The organism is Actinomadura geliboluensis, from assembly GCF_005889745.1.
Classification (GTDB): Bacteria; Actinomycetota; Actinomycetes; order Streptosporangiales; family Streptosporangiaceae; genus Spirillospora; species Spirillospora geliboluensis.
In genome coordinates this window covers 1-19330 of sequence record NZ_VCKZ01000149.1, presented here as the reverse complement: position 1 = coordinate 19330, position 19330 = coordinate 1, and the positions used below count along the sequence as shown (strand labels likewise).

Sequence of the window (19330 nt, the reverse complement as noted above, 5' to 3'; positions counted from 1 at the left end):
CCGCACGGACGTGCTGAGCGTGTCCACGTCGCGGGACGCGCGGGTGACCAGGTCGCCGGTGCCGGCCCGCTCGACCGTGGACAGCGGCAGCGCCAGCACCCGGTCGACGAACTCCTCGCGCAGCTCGGCCAGCACCCGCTCGCCGAGCTTCGCCGACGCCAGGTAGGCGTACCGGATCAGCACGCCCTGCGCGATCACGAACCCGGCGATGGCGAGGCCGGCGGTGTCGATGGCGGCGTGCCCGTCGCGGACGTCCTCGACGAGCGCCCCGAGCAGCCGGGGCGTGACCAGGCCCGCCACGGCGGCCAGCGCGTGCAGGCCGAGCACCCCGGCGAGGGCGCGGGGGTGCCGCAGCACGAGCCGCCGCGCGTACGCCCGCACCTGCGCGGACGTCGCGACCGGCAGCGTCTCAGTGCTCATGCCTCCGCCCTTTCCGCGGTCGCTCCCCTGGTGACGGTGGCCGCGTAGCGCGGCTCTGCCTCCAGGAGGTCGCGATGTGCTCCTTCTGCGACGACCATTCCGTCCTGGATGAATACGACGTGGTCGGCGCGGTCCAGCATCAGCGGGCTGGTCGTGCACACCACGGTGGTGCGGCCCGCGCGCGCTTGGCCGAGCCTGCCGGCGATGCGTGCTTCGGTGTGCGCGTCTACCGCGCTGGTCGGTTCCACCAGGATGAGGACGTCGGGGTCTGCGGCGAGTGCCCGCGCAAGGCGCAGGCGCTGCTGCTGGCCGCCGGAGAACTCCCGTCCGGCCTCGGCCACGTGCGCGTCCAGCCCGACGGACGCGACGACGTCCTCGGCGCAGGCCGCGTAGACGGCCTCCTTCAGTACCGCCTCGTCGGCGTCCGGTGCCAGCGACTCGGCCAGCGGCCCGGAGAAGAGGCGGTCCTCGTTGACGGCGACGAGGATCCGCTTCCGGACGTCCGCGACCGCGTGCAGCGGGATGCCGCCGAAGTCGACGTCGCCGTCGGCGTACCGGCCGAGCCGGTCGGCGACGGCCTGCGCGTCGCGCGGATCGGCCGCGGCGACCGCGGTCACCCGCCCCGGCCGCACGACCAGCCCGGACGCGATGTCGACCAGCTCGGCGGACGCCGCCGGGCGGGCCGTCCCGGCGGCCGGCAGCTCGGGGTCGATCGCCAGCAGCGCGGTCACCCGGCCGGCCGCCACCAGCCCCTTGGTGATCTTGCCGGCGGCCTCGCCGAGCGTCTTCAGCGGCACTATCAGGAACACCGCGTACCCGTAGAACGCGACCAGTTCCCCGACGCTGATCGTCCGCTCGGCGGCGAACCGGGCGCCGACCCAGGTGACCAGCGCGATCAGCAGCCCGGGCAGCAGCACCTCGGCGCCGTTCATCCGGGTCTCGGCCCGCGCGACCGCCACCCCGGCCGCGCGCACCCGCTGCGACTCGGCGCGGTAGCGGCCGGAGAACAGCGTCTCGCCGCCGATGCCGCGCAGCACCCGCAGGCCCGCGACGAGGTCGGTGGCGTGCGAGCTCAGCTCGCCGACCAGCTCGCGGTGCGCCAGCTCGCGGTCGCGGTAGGGGCGCAGCAGCGGCGCCGCGATCGCCAGGATCAGCGGCACCCCGACCAGCACGATCAGGCCGAGCGGCGGCGAGGTGCTGAGCAGGATCGCGGCCACCGCGACGATCGCGACCACGGCGCCCGAGCCGCGGGAGAGGATGTCGATGGTGTCGCCGATGTGCGACACGTCGGACAGCCCGATGCTCACCACCTCGCCCGCGCTCAGCCGCTTCGGCAGCGTCCCGCCGAGGCGGGTCGACTGCCGGGTGACGAGCTGGACCGTCCGGTAGGCGGAGGCGAGCCAGTTGTAGACGGCGAACCGGTGCCGGACGGCGCCCGTGACGGCCTGCACGACCCCGAGGCCGAGCAGCACGCCGGACCACGCCAGCAGGGCGCGCTCGTCCCGCGCCGCGACGCCGTCGCCGATGGCGCGGCCGATCGCGGCGGGCATCAACGCCTGGCTGAGCATCCAGACCACGCCGAGGAGCGCGCCCGCGGCGATGCTGCGCCACTGGACGCGCGCCAGCCACAGCAGGTAGCGCGCGGATGCTCCGCCGGCGCCGCTGCGGGCGCCGCGGGAGGCTCTGCCTCGGCGGAGGACGTGGTCGGGCGTGCCAGGATTTTTCTCCGGCAGCGGCTTCACCTGACGAAGGTTATGCAGCGGGGCCCCGCGAGTTCGACTGGTTTTTCACCTGGCCGGACGCGGCTCGAACGACTTTCGGACCGCCCGCAAATCGTGATCGGGACGCGCGCGGGAGGTGCGCCGGGCCGCGGCGGCACGCTAAGGTCGGGGCGTACGGAGCGACGCTTCCTCCGCTCCTTGAGCCGGGACCCTGGCGGCTAGGCCGATGCCGCTGCCCCGGCGCGGCCCGCCGCGCCCTCCCGCACCCACGGGAATAAGCGAGGCTCCACCGGCCGTTGCCAGTGCCGTCAGCCCGACTTCCGGAAGCCCTGTGAGCACAATCAGCCATCAGACGTACCCCTTCACACCGGGGGCCGAGGACAGGACCGACCTGCTCCTCATCGACGCCGACCCCTCCGACGTCCTCATGGTCGAGAAGATGCTCGCCGAGAGCGGCCTGGACGCCGCCATCGCCGTCGCGTCCGACCTCGCCGAGGCCCGGCGGTCGCTGACCCGCCGCACGCAGTGCATCCTCGTCGACCTGTCCACCCCCGGCATCGACCGGCTGGACGGGCTGCGCCAGGTGCTGGCCCTGTCCGAGACCGCCGCCGTGGTCGTGCTGACCGGCCTCGACGACGCCCACCTCGGCGTCCAGGCCGTCGCCGCCGGCGCCGAGGACTACCTGGTCAAGCAGGAGGTCGACGCCCCGCTGCTGGCCCGCGCGATCCGCTACGCCATCGAGCGCAAGCGCTCGGAGGAGACCGAGCGGCGGCTCGTCGAGGCCCGCATCCTCGGCCGCGAGAACGCCCGGCTGGAGCGCGGGCTGCTGCCCGTCCCGCTGATCGAGGACGCGTCGCTGCGGCACCACACGCGCTACCGGCCCGGCCGGCGGCGCGCCCTGCTCGGCGGCGACTTCTACGACACCGTGCAGACCGAGGGCGGCGCCGTCCACCTGATGATCGGGGACGTGTGCGGGCACGGCCCGGACGAGGCGGCCCTCGGCGTCCAGCTCCGGATGGCGTGGCGGACGCTCGTGCTCGCCGGGCACACCGGCGAGCAGCTGCTCGGCACCCTCGACACCGTCCTCGGCCACGAGCGGCGCAGCGAGGAGATCTTCACCACGCTCTGCATGATCACGATCGCGCCGTCCCGGCGGACCGCGCGGATGCACCTGGCGGGGCACCCCGCGCCGCTGCTGTTCCACGGCGTCCTCGGCGAGGACGGCGAGGTCGCGGCGCTGCCCGACTACGCGCACGGGCCGGCGCTCGGCCTGCTGCCGGGCGCCGAGTGGCCGACGACCGAGATCGACCTCGGCGACTCCTGGGGCCTGATGCTCTACACCGACGGCCTCATCGAGGGGAAGGTCGGCCCCGGCTCGGACCGGCTCGGCACCGACGGCCTGGTCGGGCTGGCGCGCAAGGCGCGCGGCAGCGGCGCCACCGGGCGCGCCCTGATCGACGACCTGGTGACCGAGGTCGAGCACCTCAACGGCGACGCCCTGACCGACGACCTGGCCGTGCTGCTGCTGTCCCGCCAGCCCGGACGTGAACTCAACGGTTCCTGAGCGCGGCGCCCGGGGCACGGCTCTCCGAGCGCGTCGCGGCTGTGGCCAGGTGCCTAACCACAGGCCCCTGACCTCGGTCAATGTCTTGTGGATCACGTGATCGCGGAGTTCCCGGACCCGCTGTGAAGTCACTCACCAGGCGGAACGTCACGGAACGGCTACAACGCCCGCCCAGCGTGCTTCCATAGCCTGCGGCTATCGCCATGAGTGCGCTGATGACTTGGAACTATTCTCCGATCCGGACATAACGTGCAGGTCGTGGCTATAGCGATACCTGCGATCTACCGATCGACCGTCGGCAAGAAGGCCGTCATGGCGGTGACCGGCGGCGTCCTCGTGCTGTACCTGGTCGCGCACATGGTCGGGAACCTGAAGATCTTCATGGGCGCGGAGGACTTCAACCACTACGCGCACTGGCTGCGCACGATCGGTGAGCCCGCGGTACCGCGCCGGACCGTCCTGACCCTCATCGAGGTCGTGCTCGGCGTCTCGGTGATCCTGCACATGTGGTCGGCGGTGTCCCTCGGCAAGCGCGCCGCCCACGCGCGCCCCGTGAAGTACCAGTCGAAGAAGAAGTCGAACGCGCAGGGCTACGCCGTCCGCACGATGCGGTACGGCGGCGTCATCATCGCCTTCTACATCATCTGGCACCTGCTGGACCTCACGTTCTTCGTCGTGAACCCCAAGGGCGCCGACGCCACCCCCTACGAGCGGATGGTCGCCGACTTCGACCCGTCCCGCTGGTACATCACCCTCTGGTACGTCGTCGCCATCCTGCTCGTCGGCCTGCACCTCAACCACGGCATCTGGAGCGCGTTCCAGACGCTCGGGCTGCGCAGCCCGCGCAGCCACAACGCCCTGCGGGGCCTGGCCGCGACCACCGCCGCGCTGATCACGCTCGGCTTCATCGCGGTCCCCGTCTCCATCACGTTCGGATGGGTGAGCTGACCATGACCGACAGCTTCTACAAGTCCGGCGAGCCGATCGCCGACACCAAGGCGCCCAAGGGCCCCATCGAGGACCGCTGGACGACGCGCAAGTTCGAGGCCAAGCAGGTCAACCCGGCCAACAAGCGCAAGAAGAAGATCATCATCATCGGCACCGGGCTGGCCGGCGGCTCCGCCGGCGCGACGCTCGGCGAGGCCGGCTACCACGTCCAGCAGTTCTGCTTCCAGGACTCGCCGCGCCGCGCCCACTCGATCGCCGCGCAGGGCGGCATCAACGCCGCGAAGAACTACCGCAACGACGGCGACAGCGTCTACCGGCTGTTCTACGAGACCGTGAAGGGCGGCGACTTCCGCTCCCGCGAGTCGAACGTGTACCGGCTCGCCGACATCTCCCGGAACATCATCGACCAGTGCGTCGCGCAGGGCGTCCCGTTCGCCCGCGAGTACGGCGGCCTGCTCGACAACCGCTCGTTCGGCGGCACCCAGGTCTCCCGCACCTTCTACGCCCGCGGCCAGACGGGCCAGCAGCTGCTCCTCGGCGCCTACCAGGCGCTGATGCGGCAGGTCGAGGCCGGCAACGTGGAGCTGTACCCGCGGCACGAGATGCTCGACCTGATCATGGAGGACGGGCGGGCCCGCGGCGTCGTCGTCCGGAACCTGATCAACGGCGAGATCAAGCACTACACCGCGGACGCGGTCGTGCTGGCGTCCGGCGGCTACGGCAACGTGTACTTCCTGTCCACGAACGCGATGGGCTCGAACGTCACCGCGTCCTGGCGCGCCCACCGGCACGGCGCCCTGTTCGCCAACCCGTGCTACACGCAGATCCACCCGACGTGCATCCCGGTCAGCGGCGACCACCAGTCCAAGCTGACGCTCATGTCGGAGTCGCTGCGCAACGACGGCCGCGTGTGGGTGCCGAAGAAGGCCGGCGACACGCGCAAGCCGTACGACATCCCCGAGGACGAGCGCGACTACTACCTGGAGCGCATCTACCCCTCGTTCGGCAACCTCGTCCCGCGCGACATCGCGTCCCGCGCGGCGAAGAACGTCTGCGACGAGGGGCGCGGCGTCGGCCCCGGCGGCCTCGGCGTCTACCTCGACTTCGCCGACGCCATCGAGCGGCTCGGCCGCGACAAGGTCGAGGCCAAGTACGGCAACCTCTTCCAGATGTACGAGCGCATCACCGGCGAGAACCCGTACGAGACGCCGATGCGCATCTACCCCGCCGTCCACTACACGATGGGCGGCCTCTGGGTGGACTACGACCTGGAGTCCACGATCCCCGGCCTGTTCGTGATCGGCGAGGCGAACTTCTCCGACCACGGCGCGAACCGGCTCGGCGCGTCCGCGCTGATGCAGGGCCTCGCCGACGGCTACTTCGTCCTGCCGAACACCATCGGCGACTACATCGCCCGCAACGCGTTCGAGCCGGTCGCCGAGACCGCGATCAGCGAGGCCGAGGAGCGGGTGCGGACCCGGATCGACAAGCTGCTCTCCATCGACGGGGACCGCTCCGTCGACTCCTTCCACCGCGAGCTCGGCCACATCATGTGGGAGTACTGCGGCATGGAGCGCACCGAGCAGGGCCTGCGCAAGGCCCTGGAGCTCATCCCGGCGCTGCGCGAGGAGTTCTGGACGCGCGTCAAGGTCACCGGCAAGGGCGAGGAGCTGAACCAGCAGCTGGAGAAGGCCGGCCGCGTCGCCGACTTCTTCGAGCTGGCCGAGCTGATGGTCATCGACGCGCTGCACCGCACCGAGTCCTGCGGCGGCCACTTCCGGGCCGAGAGCCAGGACGAGGACGGCGAGGCCAAGCGCGACGACGACAACTTCGCCCACGTCGCCGCCTGGGAATGGGCCGGGGAGGGCGAGCAGCCCGTCCTCCACAAGGAGGCCCTGGACTTCGAATACGTCAAGCCGACGCAGCGGTCGTACAAGTAGCAGAGGTCGGACAGGTAATCATGAAGCTCACACTGCGCGTCTGGCGCCAGAGCGGCCCCCAGGACAAGGGGCGGATGGTCGAGTACAAGCTCGACGACATCTCCCCCGACGCCTCGTTCCTGGAGATGCTGGACGTCCTCAACGAGAAGCTCATCGCCGACGGCGAGGAGCCGGTCGCGTTCGACCACGACTGCCGCGAGGGCATCTGCGGGATGTGCTCGCTGGTCATCAACGGCACCCCGCACGGCCCGGAGCGCGCCACCACCACGTGCCAGCTCCACATGCGCAAGTTCAAGGACGGCGAGGTCATCGACGTCGAGCCGTGGCGGGCCAAGGCGTTCCCGGTGGTGAAGGACCTGGTCGTCGACCGGTCGGCGTTCGACCGGATGATCCAGGCCGGCGGCTACATCACCGCCCCGACCGGCACCGCGCCGGAGGCGCACTCGACCCCGGTGCCGAAGCCGGACGCCGACCGCGCGTTCGAGGCCGCCGAGTGCATCGGCTGCGGCGCCTGCGTCGCGGCCTGCCCGAACGGCTCCGCCGCGCTGTTCCTCGGCGCCAAGATCACCCACCTGGGGCTGATGCCGCAGGGGCAGCCGGAGCGCTGGGACCGCGTCGTGTCCATGCTGGAGACCCACGACGAGGAGGGCTTCGGCGGCTGCACCAACACCGGCGAGTGCACCGCCGCGTGCCCGAAGGAGATCCCGCTGGACGTCATCGGGCGCCTCAACGGCGACTACCTGAAGGCGACCGCCGGCGGCAAGAAGCGCTGACGCGTCGACTGAGCGCCAGCGAAGGAGCGCGTCAGCGGCCCTTGCCGGGGGGCTGGGGGTCGCCCCCCGGAAAAGAACACTGACCCGCTTCGGTCCGGTCCGGCCGGCCTGACCGGCCCCTGATCTCGGCCCCGCTCGGAGTACCGGGCGGGGCCGTACTACTGCTCTACTGTGGTCACGTGATCACTTTTGTTCCGTACCACCAGGATGAACGGCTCCCCGACGCGTCCTTCCCCCTGGACGGGTTCGACCTGATCCCGGTGACCCGCGACCTCCCGGACGGCGACGTGTGGGACCGCGTCGCGGCGCTGTGCGAGCCGGTCGCGGCCGAGGTCGCCGACCAGGTCGCCGGCGGCACCCGTCCGGCGGTCGTCTCCGGCGACTGCCTGCTCGCCGAGGCCGTCCTCGCCGGGCTGCAGAAGGCCGGGGTGGACGCGTCCGTCGTCTGGTACGACGCGCACGGCGACATCCACTCGGCGGAGAGCTCCACCTCCGGCTACATCGGCGGCATGCCGCTGCGGCAGATCATCGGCACCGACACCGCACTGCTCCCCGACCGGCTCGGCCTGCGCCCGCTGCCGGAGGACCGCGTCGTCCTCGTGGACGCCCGTGACCTCGACCCGGCCGAGGCCGAGTTCCTCGCCTCGTCGCGGGTGCGGCAGTGCCCGGTGGACGACGTCGTCCTGCCGGACGGCCCGCTGCTCCTGCACATCGACCTGGACGTCATCGACAAGGACGACCTGCCGGGGATGAAGTTCCCCGTGGGCGGCGGCCCGTCCTACGACGCGGTGATCGCGTCCGTCCGCCGGGTCATCGCGACCGGCCGCGTGGCCGCCCTGGACATCGCCTGCCCCTGGCACCTTCCGGAGGGCGATGACAACGCCGTCCGGGGCCGCGTCCTGCGCGACATCCTGACCGCCTGACCGCTACTTGGCGTCGACCAGGTTCTCGACGCCCGCGGGGAGCGTTCCCGCCTCGGCGGCCTCCGCGAGGAACACCTCCAAGGTCTCCTGGAAGGCGCGCGCGGCGTGGGTCAACTCGACGTCCTTGCGGTGGGCGAGCGCGATGGTGCGGAGCAGGCCCGGACCGTGGCGCCCCCGCCGCGCCTCCTCGTCGGCCAGGACGAGCGGCGTCCCGCGCAGGCCGGGACGCCCCGCGAGGACCATGCTCGGGACGACCGCGATGCCGAGGCCGACCTCGACGAAGCGCAGCACGGCGTCCATCTCGCCGCCCTCGACCGCGAACTTCGGCTCGAACCCCGCCGCCCGGCACGCGCTGATCGTCGCCTCCCGCAGGTCGTATCCGGGACGGAACATCACCAGCGGGCGGTTCTGCAGGTCCTCGATGCGCAGGTACGAGCGGCGCGGCAGCTGCGCGGGCGTCCCCGTCCCCGCCGGCGACGCCACCACCAGGTACTCGCGCAGTATCGGGGTCGTGTCCAGCGGTGGATCGCCCTGGAGCGGGAGTATGACCAGGGCGAGGTCGAGCGAGCCGCGCGTCAGCTCCCGGACGAGGTCGCGGGAGCCGCCCTCCTCCACGATGAGCTGGATGCCCGGATACGTGTCGTGGAAGCGGCGCAGGACGTCCGCCAGCAGGCCCGCGCAGAGGGACGGCGTGGCGCCGAGCCGCACCCGGCCGCGCTTGAGGCCGGCGAGTTCCTGCACCTCCAGACGCGCGGTGTCGACGTCCGCCAGGATTCGCTTGGCCAGGGGCAGCAGCGCCTCACCTGCGGGCGTCAGGGTGATGTTGCCGCGCGCGCGCCGGAACAGGGAGACGTTCAGCTCGCTCTCCAGCGCCCGGATCTGCTTGGACAGCGACGGCTGCGCCACCCGCAGGATCTCCGCGGCCTGCGTGAAGTGGCGCACCTCCGCGACCGCGACGAAGTAGGCGAGCTGCTGTAGCTGCATCCTGCACAGAGTACGGCCAGCGCGTCCGCGCCCGGCGACCCGGGTTACCGCGCGTGGCGGCGGAGGGCCTGGAGGTCGTGGACGATCAGGCGCCGGCGGCCCGTCTCGATCCAGCCGTGCCGGCGCAGCGTGCGCAGCGCCTTGCTCACCGCCTCCCGCGACGCGCCGACCCAGCCCGCCAGCTCCTCCTGCGACAGGTTCAGCGTGATGCGCACGCTCTCCCCGCCCGTCCCGGCCTCGTCGGCGCCGCCGCGCGGGACGTACGGCACGCCGAACCGCTCCGCCAGCTCGACCAGCCGCTGCGCGACCCGCCCGGTCGCGTCGAACATGCCGAACTCGACGCGCTTGCGGTCGGCGTCGCGCCACCGCTGGCACAGCATCCGCATGATGAGGATCGAGACGCGGCCGTGCGCCTGCAGGAACGCCATGAACTCGTCGGCGCCGATCGCGAGGGTCTGGACCGGCTCCAGCGCGGCGACCGACGCCGACCGCGGCAGCCCGTCGATCGCGGCGACCTCCCCGAGCAGCGCGCCCGGCCCGCGCACCGCCAGCAGCGCCTCGCCGCCCTGCTCGCGGTAGGAGAACGCCTTCACCCGTCCCCGCAGCAGGACGGCGACCCAGCCGGGCTCCTCCCCCTCGGAGAAGAGCGTGTCGCCCCGCTCGAACTCGCGGACGCGGGAGCGTGCTTCCAGATCCGCGCGTTCCGCCGCGGTGAGATCGGCGAGGAACGAGCCCGGTTCGAGAGCGGTCACGCCATAACGCTAAAGGGATCCGGGGGCGCCCGCCTCCCGGGAGGGAATCACGGTTCAATCACGCGCTCTGTGCACTATTCCCTACTCCGGGGGACGGATGTGCGTCAGGGTGGATCCCGGCGTGCGCGACCGGAGGGCCGTAGCGGCGTCCACGGCGTCCACGGGGAACGGCGGGACGGCGGGCGGCGGTCCGGGGGCACGCCGCCCGCCGTACCTCGGGAGCGCCGCATGCCAGAGCGCCGCCCCCGCGGTGGAGAGCGGCGGAAACGCGAACGCCCCCCGTCGCGCGGGGCGGCGGGGGACGTTCGCGAAAGCCCCGGACGCCGGGCGTCCGGGAGCCTCGCTCAGGCGGACGGGGTGTCCTGGCCCTTCTTCACGATGCCGAGCTTGCTGCCGAGCCACACCACCGGGTCGTACTTGCGGCCGACGACCCGCTCCTTCATCGGGATCAGCGCGTTGTCGGTGATCTTGATGTGCTCGGGGCAGACCTCGGTGCAGCACTTGGTGATGTTGCAGAAGCCGAGGCCGTGGTCGTCCTGCGCGATGTTGCGCCGGTCGGCCTGGTCCGCCGGGTGCATCTCCAGCTCCCCGATCCGCATCAGGAAGCGCGGGCCGGCGAAGCTCTCCTTGTTCTCCTCATGGTCGCGGATGACGTGGCAGACGTTCTGGCACAGGAAGCACTCGATGCACTTGCGGAACTCCTGCGAGCGCTCCACGTCCACCTGCTGCATGCGCAGCTCGCCGGGCTTGGCGTCGCCGGGGTCGAACGAGGGGATCTCCCGCGCCTTCTCGTAGTTGAACGAGACGTCCGTGACGAGGTCGCGGATGACGGGGAACGTGCGGATCGGGGTGACGGTGACCGTCTCGTCCGGGTCGAAGGTCGACATCCGCGTCATGCACAGCAGCTTCGGCATGCCGTTGATCTCAGCCGAGCACGAGCCGCACTTGCCCGCCTTGCAGTTCCACCGGACGGCGAGGTCGGGCGCCTGCGTGGCCTGCAGCCGGTGGATGATGTCGAGGACGACCTCGCCCTCGTTGACCTCGACCGTGTAGTCGGCGAGCTCGCCGGAGCCGTCGTCGCCGCGCCAGACCTTGAACTTGGCCTCGTAGCTCATCGGTCGTCCTCCTCGTCGTCCGCGGCGCCGGCGGCGCCGGCGGCCGTCGCGCCCGAGCCGGCCGCGGCCTCCGTCCGCTCCGTCTCGACCTCCTCGGCCAGCCCCTTCGGCAGCTCCTCGGCGGTCAGGTACTTCTTCAGCTCGTCGTTCTCGAACAGCTCGAGCAGGTCCTCGCGCATCGGCACGAGCGGCTGCCGGGTCAGCTCGACGTGCGGGGCGGACGGGTCTCCGGCGAGCGCGCAGACCAGGTTGATCTTCCGCCACTCCGCCGACATCTGCGGGTAGTCGTCGCGGGTGTGGCCGCCGCGGCTCTCCTGCCGCTCCAGCGCCGCCTTCGCGACCGCCTCCGACACCAGCAGCATGTTGCGCAGGTCCAGCGCGAGGTGCCAGCCCGGGTGGTAGCCGCGGCCGTCGTTGACCGCGACCGGCTCCACGCTGACGTTCGCGACCCGCTCGCGGAGCTTGCCGAGGGCCTCGATGGCCTGCTTCAGCTCCTCCTCCTTGCGGATGATGCCGACCAGCTCGTTCATCGTCTGCTGCAGCTCGGCGTGGACGGCGTACGGGTTCTCGCCGCCCTCCCGCTCGAACGGCGCGAGCGCCTCCGCCGTCGCCGCCTCGACCTCCGCGTCCGGGACGGCGGGACGCGCGGGCAGCGCGTCCACGTACTCGGACGCGCCGAGGCCGGCGCGGCGCCCGAACACCAGCAGGTCCGACAGCGAGTTGCCGCCGAGCCGGTTCGAGCCGTGCATGCCGCCGGACACCTCGCCCGCCGCGAACAGGCCGGGCACCTTCGCCGCGCCCGTGTCCGGGTCGACCTCCACGCCGCCCATCACGTAGTGGCAGGTCGGGCCGACCTCCATCGCCTCCTTGGTGATGTCGACGTCCGCCAGCTCCTTGAACTGGTGGTACATCGACGGCAGCCGCTTGACGATCTCGGCGGCGCCGCCCGGCATCCGGTCGACGACGGTGAGGAAGACGCCGCCGTGCGGCGATCCCCGGCCCGCCTTGACCTCGGAGTTGATCGCGCGGGCCACCTCGTCGCGAGGCAGCAGCTCAGGGGGGCGCTTGTTGTTGTCGGGGTCGTCGTACCAGCGGTCGCCCTCCTCCTCGGAGGTGGCGTACTGGTCCTTGAAGACCTCCGGGATGTAGTCGAACATGAACCGCTTGCCCTCGCTGTTGCGCAGGACGCCGCGGTCGCCGCGGACCGACTCGGTCACGAGGATGCCCTTGACCGACGGCGGCCAGACCATCCCGGTCGGGTGGAACTGCACGAACTCCATGTTCAGCAGCGTCCCGCCGGCGAGCAGCGCCAGCGCGTGCCCGTCCCCGGTGTACTCCCAGGAGTTCGACGTGACCTTGAACGCCTTGCCGATGCCGCCGGTCGCCAGCACCACCGCGGGCGCCTCGAACACGACGAACTTGCCGGTCTCGCGGACGTAGCCGAACGCGCCGCAGACCTTGCCGTCGGCATCCTTCAGCAGCCGGGTGACCGTCGTCTCGGCCCACACCTTGAGGTTGGCCTCGTAGTCGCCGTGCTCGGCCTTGTCCTCCTGCTGGAGGGCGACGATCTTCTGCTGCGCGGTGCGGATCAGCTCCAGGCCGGTCCGGTCGCCGACGTGCGCCAGCCGCGGGTACTCGTGCCCGCCGAAGTTGCGCTGGCTGATCTTGCCGTCCTTGGTGCGGTCGAACAGCGCGCCCCACAGCTCCAGCTCCCAGATCCGCTCCGGGGCCTCCTTGGCGTGCAGCTCCGCCATCCGCCAGCTGTTCATGAACTTGCCGCCGCGCATGGTGTCGCGGAAGTGGACCATCCAGTTGTCGTTGGCGTTGACGTTGCCCATCGCGGCGGCTGCGCCGCCCTCGGCCATCACCGTGTGGGCCTTGCCGAACAGCGACTTGGAGATGATCGCGGTCTTCTTGCCCTGGAGGCGCGCCTCGATCGCCGCGCGCAGCCCGGCGCCGCCGGCGCCGATCACCACGACGTCGTACGAGTGCCTCTCGATCTCAGTCATGTTCCTTGGCCTCAGTTGAAGATACGCGGGTCGTCGAACACGCCGCCGGCGACGAACGCGATGTAGGCGTCCGCCACCACCAGCGAGCCCAGGGTGATCAGCGCGTACATGCCGTGCCGCTCATTGATCTTGGACACCCAGCCCCACATCCGGTACCGGAACGGGTGCTTGGAGAAGTTCTTCAGCCGCCCGCCGACGATGTGCCGGCACGAGTGGCACGACAGCGTGTAGAGCCACAGCAGCACGACGTTCGCCACCAGGATGAGCGTGCCGAGCCCGATGCCGAAGCCGCCGTCCTTGCCGTGGAACGCCCGGATCGCGTCGTAGGTGTTGATGAGGGAGATGAGCACGGCCGCGAGCCAGAAGTAGCGGTGCAGGTTCTGGCCGATCAGCGGGAAGCGGCGCTCCCCGGTGTACTTGCCGTGCGGCTCGCGGACGGCGCACGCGGACGGCGACGCCCAGAACGAGCGGTAGTACGCCTTGCGGTAGTAGTAGCAGGTCAGGCGGAACAGCAGCAGGAACGGCAGCGAGATGGCCGCGAAGGGGATCCAGCCGCGGGTGCCCGCCGGCAGGAACGTCCCGAACTCCGCCGCGTCGCCGGTGTGCCCGTTCACCGTCACGTCGTTGCAGATCTCGTTCAGGCACGGCGAGTAGAACGGCGTCAGGTAGTGGAACTCCGGCACGTAGAACGCCGCGCCCCAGAAGGCCCGGACCGTCGCGTACACCACCCAGGCCGTGAAGATAACGAAGGTCGTGACGGGATACAGCCGCCAGTTGTCCTTGCGGAGCGTTCTTTCCTTGATCTGGGCGCGCGTCTTGACGGGCGCCTCCACAGTGCTCATCGATCGCTCTCCTGAGCTCGGGTCGTCGTGTCCCCGTACCACGGTCCGCGCGCACCGGTTTGCCGTCGCGCCCGCCGGCGGCCTCCCTCGCGCCGTCGCGCCGAACCACCGGGCATGGCTCCCCGGCGGGCGGCCGGAGGCCGTGCCGCATGCGGGCGGTGACGCCTCGTGTGCGCTTCCAGCGAAGCGACCCTACGCCACACTTGACGAGCTGTGACATACATAACAGGGAGACCCGTATGTGAGCCTGACCACAGACTTTAGCCCGGTTGCGCCCCCATCGCACCGCCCGTGTTCCATAACCAGTCGTTATGGCGCAGGGGAATCGAGACGAGCACGCCTAGGAATGACCTAGCGGTCGCCGAGCATCCGGCCGAGTACGGTACGAGCGAAGTGCGCCTCGGCCTCGCTCGTGCGCCCCGTCCCGTACACGCGGAGGACCTCCGCGAGTTCGGGGAAGCGGTCGGCGATGAGGTCGGCGGCGGCGTCGATCTCCGCGGCGGACGCGACCTCGCGCAGGAGGGCCTGCACCAGCCGCGCAGGCTCCGCCGTCCCGCGTTCCTGGGCCCGCGCGTCCTTTGGGGCGGCCTCCTCGGGGGCGCCGTCGGCGGCCATGCGGAGCCCGGACGTGGTCGGTGCCGCCTCTCCCCTGATCTCCTCCAGCCGCGCCTTGATCGTCGCCGGCGGCAGCGCAGCGAACGCGGGATCGGCGACGAACTCCTCCACCGCCATCAGCCGGTGCAGCACGGCCGGATTGCTGATCTTGGCCCGCTGGGCGGACATCAACTGGGAGAGCATCGGCGCGGACAGCCCGAGCACGCCCGCGAGGCCCGACTGCGACAGCCCGAGCCGGTCGAGCAGCGGCCGGACGCGATCGCCGAGCGGCTCGCCGTACCACTCGATCTGCAGCGCGCGGTTCCGGGCGACCGTGTCCTCGGCGACGCTCACCCCGTCCACCCCCTTGACGATTCGCAAATGCAAACGCTATATTCACGTCCGCACACTCTGTCGTGGCTCCTGATGCCATGGTGCCACGGAAGCCTTTGCAGATGCGACGAACCGAAGGATCGACCATGCGCCTGACCCATCGCCTGGTGGTCGCGACCGCCGCGGTCCTGACCCTGGCCGGCTGCTCGGCGGTCGGCGGCGACGACGCCTCATCGTCCGGTGCCCAGTCGTCGGCCGCCGGCGCGGACGTGCAGGCGGGCGAGGCGGGCTTCGACAACACCGCGAAGCCGGTGGTGCAGGGCACCTTCGACAGCCCGGCGGCGGTGGGCGCCAAGGTCGACATCGCCATCATGGGGCTGAAGGCGAAGGGCAAGCTGGCCACGCTGACCGTGCAGTTCACGCCGCACGTCCCCGGCGCCGAGCCCCGCCGGATCAACGCCTACGGGCTCAACGGCGACCGCGGGCTCGGCACCTCGCTCATCGACCCGGTCAACCTCAAGCGCTACGTCGTCGTGAAGGACTCCGGCGGCAAGGAGCTGGAGACCGACGACATCTTCACGCACATGACGAACGACCAGCCCACGTCCCACTTCTTCACGTTCGCGGCCCCGCCCGAGAACGTGAAGTCCATCGACGTGCAGATCGGGTCGTGGCCCACGTTCCGCAACATCCCGGTCGAGCGGTGAACCGCATGCGCCGCACGACCGTGATCGCGGCCGCCCTCGCGACGCTGCTCGCCGTCCCCGCCGCCGCGGGGGCCGACCCCGGCGTGCCCGACGACAACCTCGCCAAGAGCGTCCTGCCCATCGAGGCCGGCGCCGCCGTTCGCGACATCGACCTCTCCAAGGCCGTGGTCCCGTTGGAAGAGGAGCACGCCAACGGCGAGCAGGTCACCGTCCGCATCTCGGCGGACGTCCTGTTCGACTTCGGCGAGTCCACCCTCACCGACACCGCCCGCCGCCGCATCGCCGCCCTCGCGCCGCGGCTGCGCGACGCCAAGGGCGCCGTCGAGGTCGCGGGGCACACCGACTCCATCGGCGACCCGGGCTCCAACCTCGCCCTGTCCCGGCGGCGCGCCGAGGCGGTCAAGGCCGCCCTGCAGGACGCCCTCGGCGGGGCCGGGCTGCGCGTCCAGGCGAAGGGCTACGGCGAGACCAAGCCCGTCGCCCCCAACGAGCAGGGCGGCAAGGACGATCCCGAAGGCCGCGCGAAGAACCGCCGTGTAGAAATCACCTACGAGAAGGGCTGAGGCCCGCTCGTCACCCCGCTCAGCCTGACCGTCGAACAGGAAAGAGGTATCCCGATGACAGGCATCCGGGGCGCGCTCGCGGCCCTCACCGCCATCCCGCTGGTCCTCGTCGCCGCCTGTGACTCCGGCGACAAATCCCCCGCGAGCCGCGGCACCGCGGAGACCGGCCGCCCCCACTCCGGGCCGGCGATCAAGGACGCCTGGTCCGCGCTCGGCGGCGGCCATTCGCGGATCGAGGTGCGGGCCGTCGAGCGTCATCGCGACCGGTCGGTGCTGCGCTTATACCTGACCAACCCGGAGCGCGAACCGAAGTCGTACTCGTTCGCGACCTCGGCGGCGGGGACGGCGTTCGGCGAGCTGAACTTCACGCTCGTCGACCCGGTCGGCCACAAGGCGTACGGCCCGCTCTACGACCGCGACGGCCAGGGCAACACGGTCGGCAGCGACCTCCGCTTCACCACGGTCCGGCCCGGCGTCCGCTACGAGACGGTGGTCGCCTTCCCCCGCCTCCCCGAGTCGGTGCGGACCATCACGGTGATCACCCCGACCACCGCCGGCGAGTTCACCGGCGTCCCGGTCGTCGACGGCAAGGGCGAGGGCGGCCCCACCGCACCCGTCGTGGACGACGCGACGCCCCCGAGCCCCGGCGCCACGGTGGCGTTCAAGACACGCGAGCAGAACGGCAACGCCGCCGGCCGGACCTACGACCTCTACAGCCTCACCGAGGGCGAGGCGCAGTCCACCAGCACGAGCGCGAGCGAGCAGACCATCGGGTTGCGCACCGACGTGCTGTTCGACTTCGACAAGGCGACGCTCTCCGCCCGCGCGAAGGCCATCCTGGACCAGGTCGCGACCGAGACCAAGGCGAAGGCCGACCCCGCCAAGCCGCCGATCCTCATCACCGGGCACACCGACGGCAAGGGCACCAGCGGCTACAACCTGCCCCTGTCACAGCGCCGCGCCGACGTCGTCCTGAAGGAGCTCCAGGCCCGCCTGGGCACCGCCTACCAGTACAAGGCCGAAGGCAAGGGCGAGACCGAACCGGTGGCGGAGGAGGGCGGCGCCGACGACGAGAAGGCCCGCCAGAAGAACCGCCGCGTCGAGATCTCCTACCAGATCAAGCAGCAGACGACCGAGACGACCACGACCACCGAGACCGCCCCGCAGGACAGGCCCGGCACCGGCACCGGCGCCCCCGCCGCGTTCCACCCGGACGGCCCGACCGTCGCGAGCCGCACGGCCGAGATCGGCAGGATCGCGGGCCAGAAGCGGCGCATCGACGTCAAGCCCTTCTACCGCGACGGCGCCTACCTCGTCGCCGTCTTCGAGATCGCGAACGTCGGCTCCCAGGCCCTGCTCCCCACCGACGGCTACATGGGCGAGAACGGCTCCTACGGCCGGTTCGGCGCGTTCTCCGTCATCGACCCGGCCACGAACACCGCCTACCGCGGCGTCCGCATGGGCCCCACCGAGGAGATCAGAGTGAACCTGCGCTTCGTCGACCCCGGATGGGCCGTCTTCAGAACCGAGCCCGGCACGGCGAACCGCGGCTTCTTCTACGTCCCCGCTCCCCCGCCGTCCGTCACAGCGGTCACCTTCGACGCGGGCCCCTTCGGCAAGATCCCGAACGTCCCCATCCGCTGAGAACCCGGCCCGCCTACCTCCGATGAGGAGGCGGCGACCCCAGCTGGTCGAAGATCTGCAGTAGCTCCCCGTCCAGGGTCCGGGCGGGGAACCGCAGATCCCGGCGGCACGACCCCAGCGCCCGCCGCGCCGCGTCCGCGTCGGCGAAGCGCCGCGCGGGATCGGGGTCGCACAGATGGGACAGCACCGTCCACAGCATCGGCGGCACCCCCGAGGGCGGTTCGCCGATGCGCTGGTTCGGCTCCGGGTCGCCCGCGCCGGTGAGCATCCGCCAGCCGACCATCCCGGCGGCGTACAGGTCCTGCCGCGGCGCGGGCCGGTTCCAGTCGAGCGCCTCCGGCGCCAGGTAGCCGGGCGTCCCGACGACGAACCCGGTCGTGGTGAACCGGAGCCCGTCGTCCCCGAGCGCGATCCCGAAGTCCGCGAGCCGGACATGCGGCGCACCGACCGCACTCGGCTCCATCAGCAGGTTCGCCGGCTTCACATCGCGGTGGACGATCCCGGCCCGGTGGATGCGGCTCAACGCGGCCAGCACCTGGTCCAGGATCTCGGCGGCGTAGTCCGGCGGCAGCCGCCCGTAGTCCCCGAGGAGCGTCTCCACCGACCCGCCGGTCATCAGGTCCATCGCCAGCAGGACGTCATCGTCCGCCATGCACGACGCATAGGGCGTCACCACATGCGGATGCGCCAGCCGCAGCGCCTGCTCCCGGATCGCCCGCAGCAGCATCGTCCGCCCTTGCCACCGGATGAGCTTCGCCGCGCAGTAGCACCGCTCCGCGTGATCGTAGGCACGCCACACCCGGCTCGTCCCGCCCGCCCCGATCCGGTCGAGCATGGTGAACCGACCGCCGATCACCCACCCTCCGTCCACGGGACAGATCGTACGGAATCCGCCGCCCCCAGACGGATCGGTCGAGCGCGGTCAACCGAAAGCACGGACCGCGCATCGAACAGGGAGAGCCCCACCCCTCCCCGCTCCCTCCATAGACTGACGATCTCCCCAAACCACGCGCCCCGGACAGGGCCTGCCCGAAACTGGACAAATGAGCGACAAAGAGCCCGGCCGCGAAGATCTCGCGGGGGACACCGCCGCCCACAGCAGCATCACGCAGGGAGCCGCAAACACCCCCGTCCCCCAAACGCCACCCGCACCCACGAACCCCACGAGCGCTGAAGCCACGAGCTCTAAAGCCGCCAACGCGGACACCGAGAGCACAGGGGACGCCGACGCGGGCGCTATGGCCGCAGAACGCACGAGTTCGGGAGCTACAAACGCGAAGGGCACGGGCCCGGAAACCGACGAAGCGGAAGGCGCCGCTGCAGGGCGCACGGACGCGGAAGGCGCGGCCGTAGAACGCTCCAGTTCGGAAGCCACGAGCGGGAAGGGCACGGGGCCGAAAGCCGACGGCGCCGAGGGTGCCGATGCAGAGCGCATGGACGCGGGAGGCGCGGGCGTAGAAGCCACGGACGCGAAAGAGACGCGGGCGGAGGGCACGGG

At 71.4% G+C, this 19330-nt stretch carries 18 protein-coding genes; 9 read left to right on the top strand and 9 right to left on the bottom strand.

Translation table 11 applies throughout. From position 1 onward, the window contains the following. Both ETD96_RS20695 and ETD96_RS20690 read right to left on the bottom strand, forming a co-directional pair. Window positions 1-420: ABC transporter transmembrane domain-containing protein (locus ETD96_RS20695; RefSeq protein ID WP_138638117.1), on the bottom strand; the 420-nt coding region annotated here is incomplete at its 3' end. After that, on the bottom strand, window positions 417-2162 hold the full coding sequence (locus ETD96_RS20690; protein WP_240807919.1) for an ABC transporter transmembrane domain-containing protein: 1746 nt from the start codon (window positions 2160-2162) through the stop codon (window positions 417-419). The genes ETD96_RS20695 and ETD96_RS20690, both read right to left, overlap by 4 nt. A gap of 310 nt (window positions 2163-2472) precedes the next feature. Between ETD96_RS20690 and ETD96_RS20685 the strand changes: the two genes are divergently transcribed. The 5 genes from ETD96_RS20685 (at window position 2473) to ETD96_RS20665 (ending at window position 8289) form a co-directional block, all read left to right on the top strand. Beyond that, complete coding sequence (locus ETD96_RS20685) at window positions 2473-3705, top strand: PP2C family protein-serine/threonine phosphatase (RefSeq protein WP_240807918.1); 1233 nt, start codon at window positions 2473-2475, stop codon at window positions 3703-3705. A gap of 258 nt (window positions 3706-3963) precedes the next feature. Next, entirely contained in the window at window positions 3964-4653 is a 690-nt protein-coding gene (locus ETD96_RS20680; protein WP_138638115.1) for a succinate dehydrogenase cytochrome b subunit, read from the top strand. A gap of 2 nt (window positions 4654-4655) precedes the next feature. Then, a complete protein-coding gene (locus ETD96_RS20675; protein ID WP_138638119.1) occupies window positions 4656-6593 on the top strand; it encodes a fumarate reductase/succinate dehydrogenase flavoprotein subunit in 1938 nt (645 codons plus the stop codon). Window positions 6594-6613: 20 nt separating this feature from the next. After that, the gene (locus ETD96_RS20670) at window positions 6614-7366 is read left to right on the top strand and encodes a succinate dehydrogenase/fumarate reductase iron-sulfur subunit (protein WP_138638114.1); all 753 of its coding nucleotides are present in this window, start codon (window positions 6614-6616) and stop codon (window positions 7364-7366) included. 179 nt (window positions 7367-7545) lie between these two features. Beyond that, complete coding sequence (locus ETD96_RS20665; RefSeq protein WP_171069145.1) at window positions 7546-8289, top strand: arginase family protein; 744 nt, start codon at window positions 7546-7548, stop codon at window positions 8287-8289. A 3-nt stretch (window positions 8290-8292) separates the two neighbouring features. On the opposite strand, the gene ETD96_RS20660 is transcribed toward ETD96_RS20665, so the two are convergent. From ETD96_RS20660 to ETD96_RS20635, 6 genes are all read right to left on the bottom strand, one after another. Beyond that, a complete protein-coding gene (locus tag ETD96_RS20660; RefSeq protein WP_138638112.1) occupies window positions 8293-9273 on the bottom strand; it encodes a LysR family transcriptional regulator in 981 nt (326 codons plus the stop codon). Window positions 9274-9317: 44 nt separating this feature from the next. After that, window positions 9318-10025: a Crp/Fnr family transcriptional regulator gene (locus ETD96_RS20655; protein ID WP_138638111.1), complete on the bottom strand. Its 708-nt coding sequence runs from the start codon at window positions 10023-10025 to the stop codon at window positions 9318-9320. A 344-nt stretch (window positions 10026-10369) separates the two neighbouring features. After that, complete coding sequence (locus tag ETD96_RS20650) at window positions 10370-11140, bottom strand: succinate dehydrogenase/fumarate reductase iron-sulfur subunit (protein WP_138638110.1); 771 nt, start codon at window positions 11138-11140, stop codon at window positions 10370-10372. Continuing rightward, window positions 11137-13149 carry a fumarate reductase/succinate dehydrogenase flavoprotein subunit gene (locus ETD96_RS20645; RefSeq protein WP_138638109.1) on the bottom strand — a complete coding sequence of 671 codons (2013 nt, stop codon included), beginning with the start codon at window positions 13147-13149 and terminating at the stop codon, window positions 11137-11139. The genes ETD96_RS20650 and ETD96_RS20645 overlap by 4 nt, the downstream gene beginning before the upstream one ends. A gap of 11 nt (window positions 13150-13160) precedes the next feature. Then, window positions 13161-13991 carry a hypothetical protein gene (locus ETD96_RS20640; protein WP_138638108.1) on the bottom strand — a complete coding sequence of 277 codons (831 nt, stop codon included), beginning with the start codon at window positions 13989-13991 and terminating at the stop codon, window positions 13161-13163. Between the two features lie 351 nt (window positions 13992-14342). Continuing rightward, a complete protein-coding gene (locus tag ETD96_RS20635; protein WP_240807917.1) occupies window positions 14343-14966 on the bottom strand; it encodes a hypothetical protein in 624 nt (207 codons plus the stop codon). Between the two features lie 98 nt (window positions 14967-15064). Between ETD96_RS20635 and ETD96_RS20630 the strand changes: the two genes are divergently transcribed. From ETD96_RS20630 to ETD96_RS20620, 3 genes are read left to right on the top strand one after another with little or no spacing between them, the layout of a single operon-like run. Next, complete coding sequence (locus ETD96_RS20630; RefSeq protein ID WP_138638107.1) at window positions 15065-15625, top strand: hypothetical protein; 561 nt, start codon at window positions 15065-15067, stop codon at window positions 15623-15625. 5 nt (window positions 15626-15630) lie between these two features. Next, a complete protein-coding gene (locus ETD96_RS20625) occupies window positions 15631-16188 on the top strand; it encodes an OmpA family protein (RefSeq protein ID WP_138638106.1) in 558 nt (185 codons plus the stop codon). A gap of 54 nt (window positions 16189-16242) precedes the next feature. Further along, window positions 16243-17832, top strand: a complete 1590-nt coding sequence (locus ETD96_RS20620) for an OmpA family protein (protein WP_138638105.1) — start codon at window positions 16243-16245, stop codon at window positions 17830-17832. 13 nt (window positions 17833-17845) lie between these two features. Here the strand turns inward: ETD96_RS20620 and ETD96_RS20615 are convergent, their stop codons facing one another. After that, the gene (locus ETD96_RS20615) at window positions 17846-18703 is read right to left on the bottom strand and encodes a serine/threonine-protein kinase (protein WP_171069144.1); all 858 of its coding nucleotides are present in this window, start codon (window positions 18701-18703) and stop codon (window positions 17846-17848) included. 172 nt (window positions 18704-18875) lie between these two features. On the opposite strand from ETD96_RS20615, the gene ETD96_RS45995 reads away from it, so the two are divergent. Further along, window positions 18876-19330 (top strand): hypothetical protein (locus tag ETD96_RS45995; protein WP_478209489.1); only part of this gene is annotated, 455 nt, incomplete at its 3' end.

Coding starts and splice junctions, on each gene's coding strand:
- ETD96_RS20675 (WP_138638119.1), top strand. CDS start 4,656: ATGACCGACAGCTTCTACAAGTCCGGCGAGCCGATCGCCGACACCAAG.
- ETD96_RS20670 (WP_138638114.1), top strand. CDS start 6,614: ATGAAGCTCACACTGCGCGTCTGGCGCCAGAGCGGCCCCCAGGACAAG.
- ETD96_RS20660 (WP_138638112.1), bottom strand. CDS start 9,273: ATGCAGCTACAGCAGCTCGCCTACTTCGTCGCGGTCGCGGAGGTGCGC.
- ETD96_RS20650 (WP_138638110.1), bottom strand. CDS start 11,140: ATGAGCTACGAGGCCAAGTTCAAGGTCTGGCGCGGCGACGACGGCTCC.
- ETD96_RS20645 (WP_138638109.1), bottom strand. CDS start 13,149: ATGACTGAGATCGAGAGGCACTCGTACGACGTCGTGGTGATCGGCGCC.
- ETD96_RS20640 (WP_138638108.1), bottom strand. CDS start 13,991: ATGAGCACTGTGGAGGCGCCCGTCAAGACGCGCGCCCAGATCAAGGAA.
- ETD96_RS20630 (WP_138638107.1), top strand. CDS start 15,065: ATGCGCCTGACCCATCGCCTGGTGGTCGCGACCGCCGCGGTCCTGACC.
- ETD96_RS20625 (WP_138638106.1), top strand. CDS start 15,631: ATGCGCCGCACGACCGTGATCGCGGCCGCCCTCGCGACGCTGCTCGCC.
- ETD96_RS20620 (WP_138638105.1), top strand. CDS start 16,243: ATGACAGGCATCCGGGGCGCGCTCGCGGCCCTCACCGCCATCCCGCTG.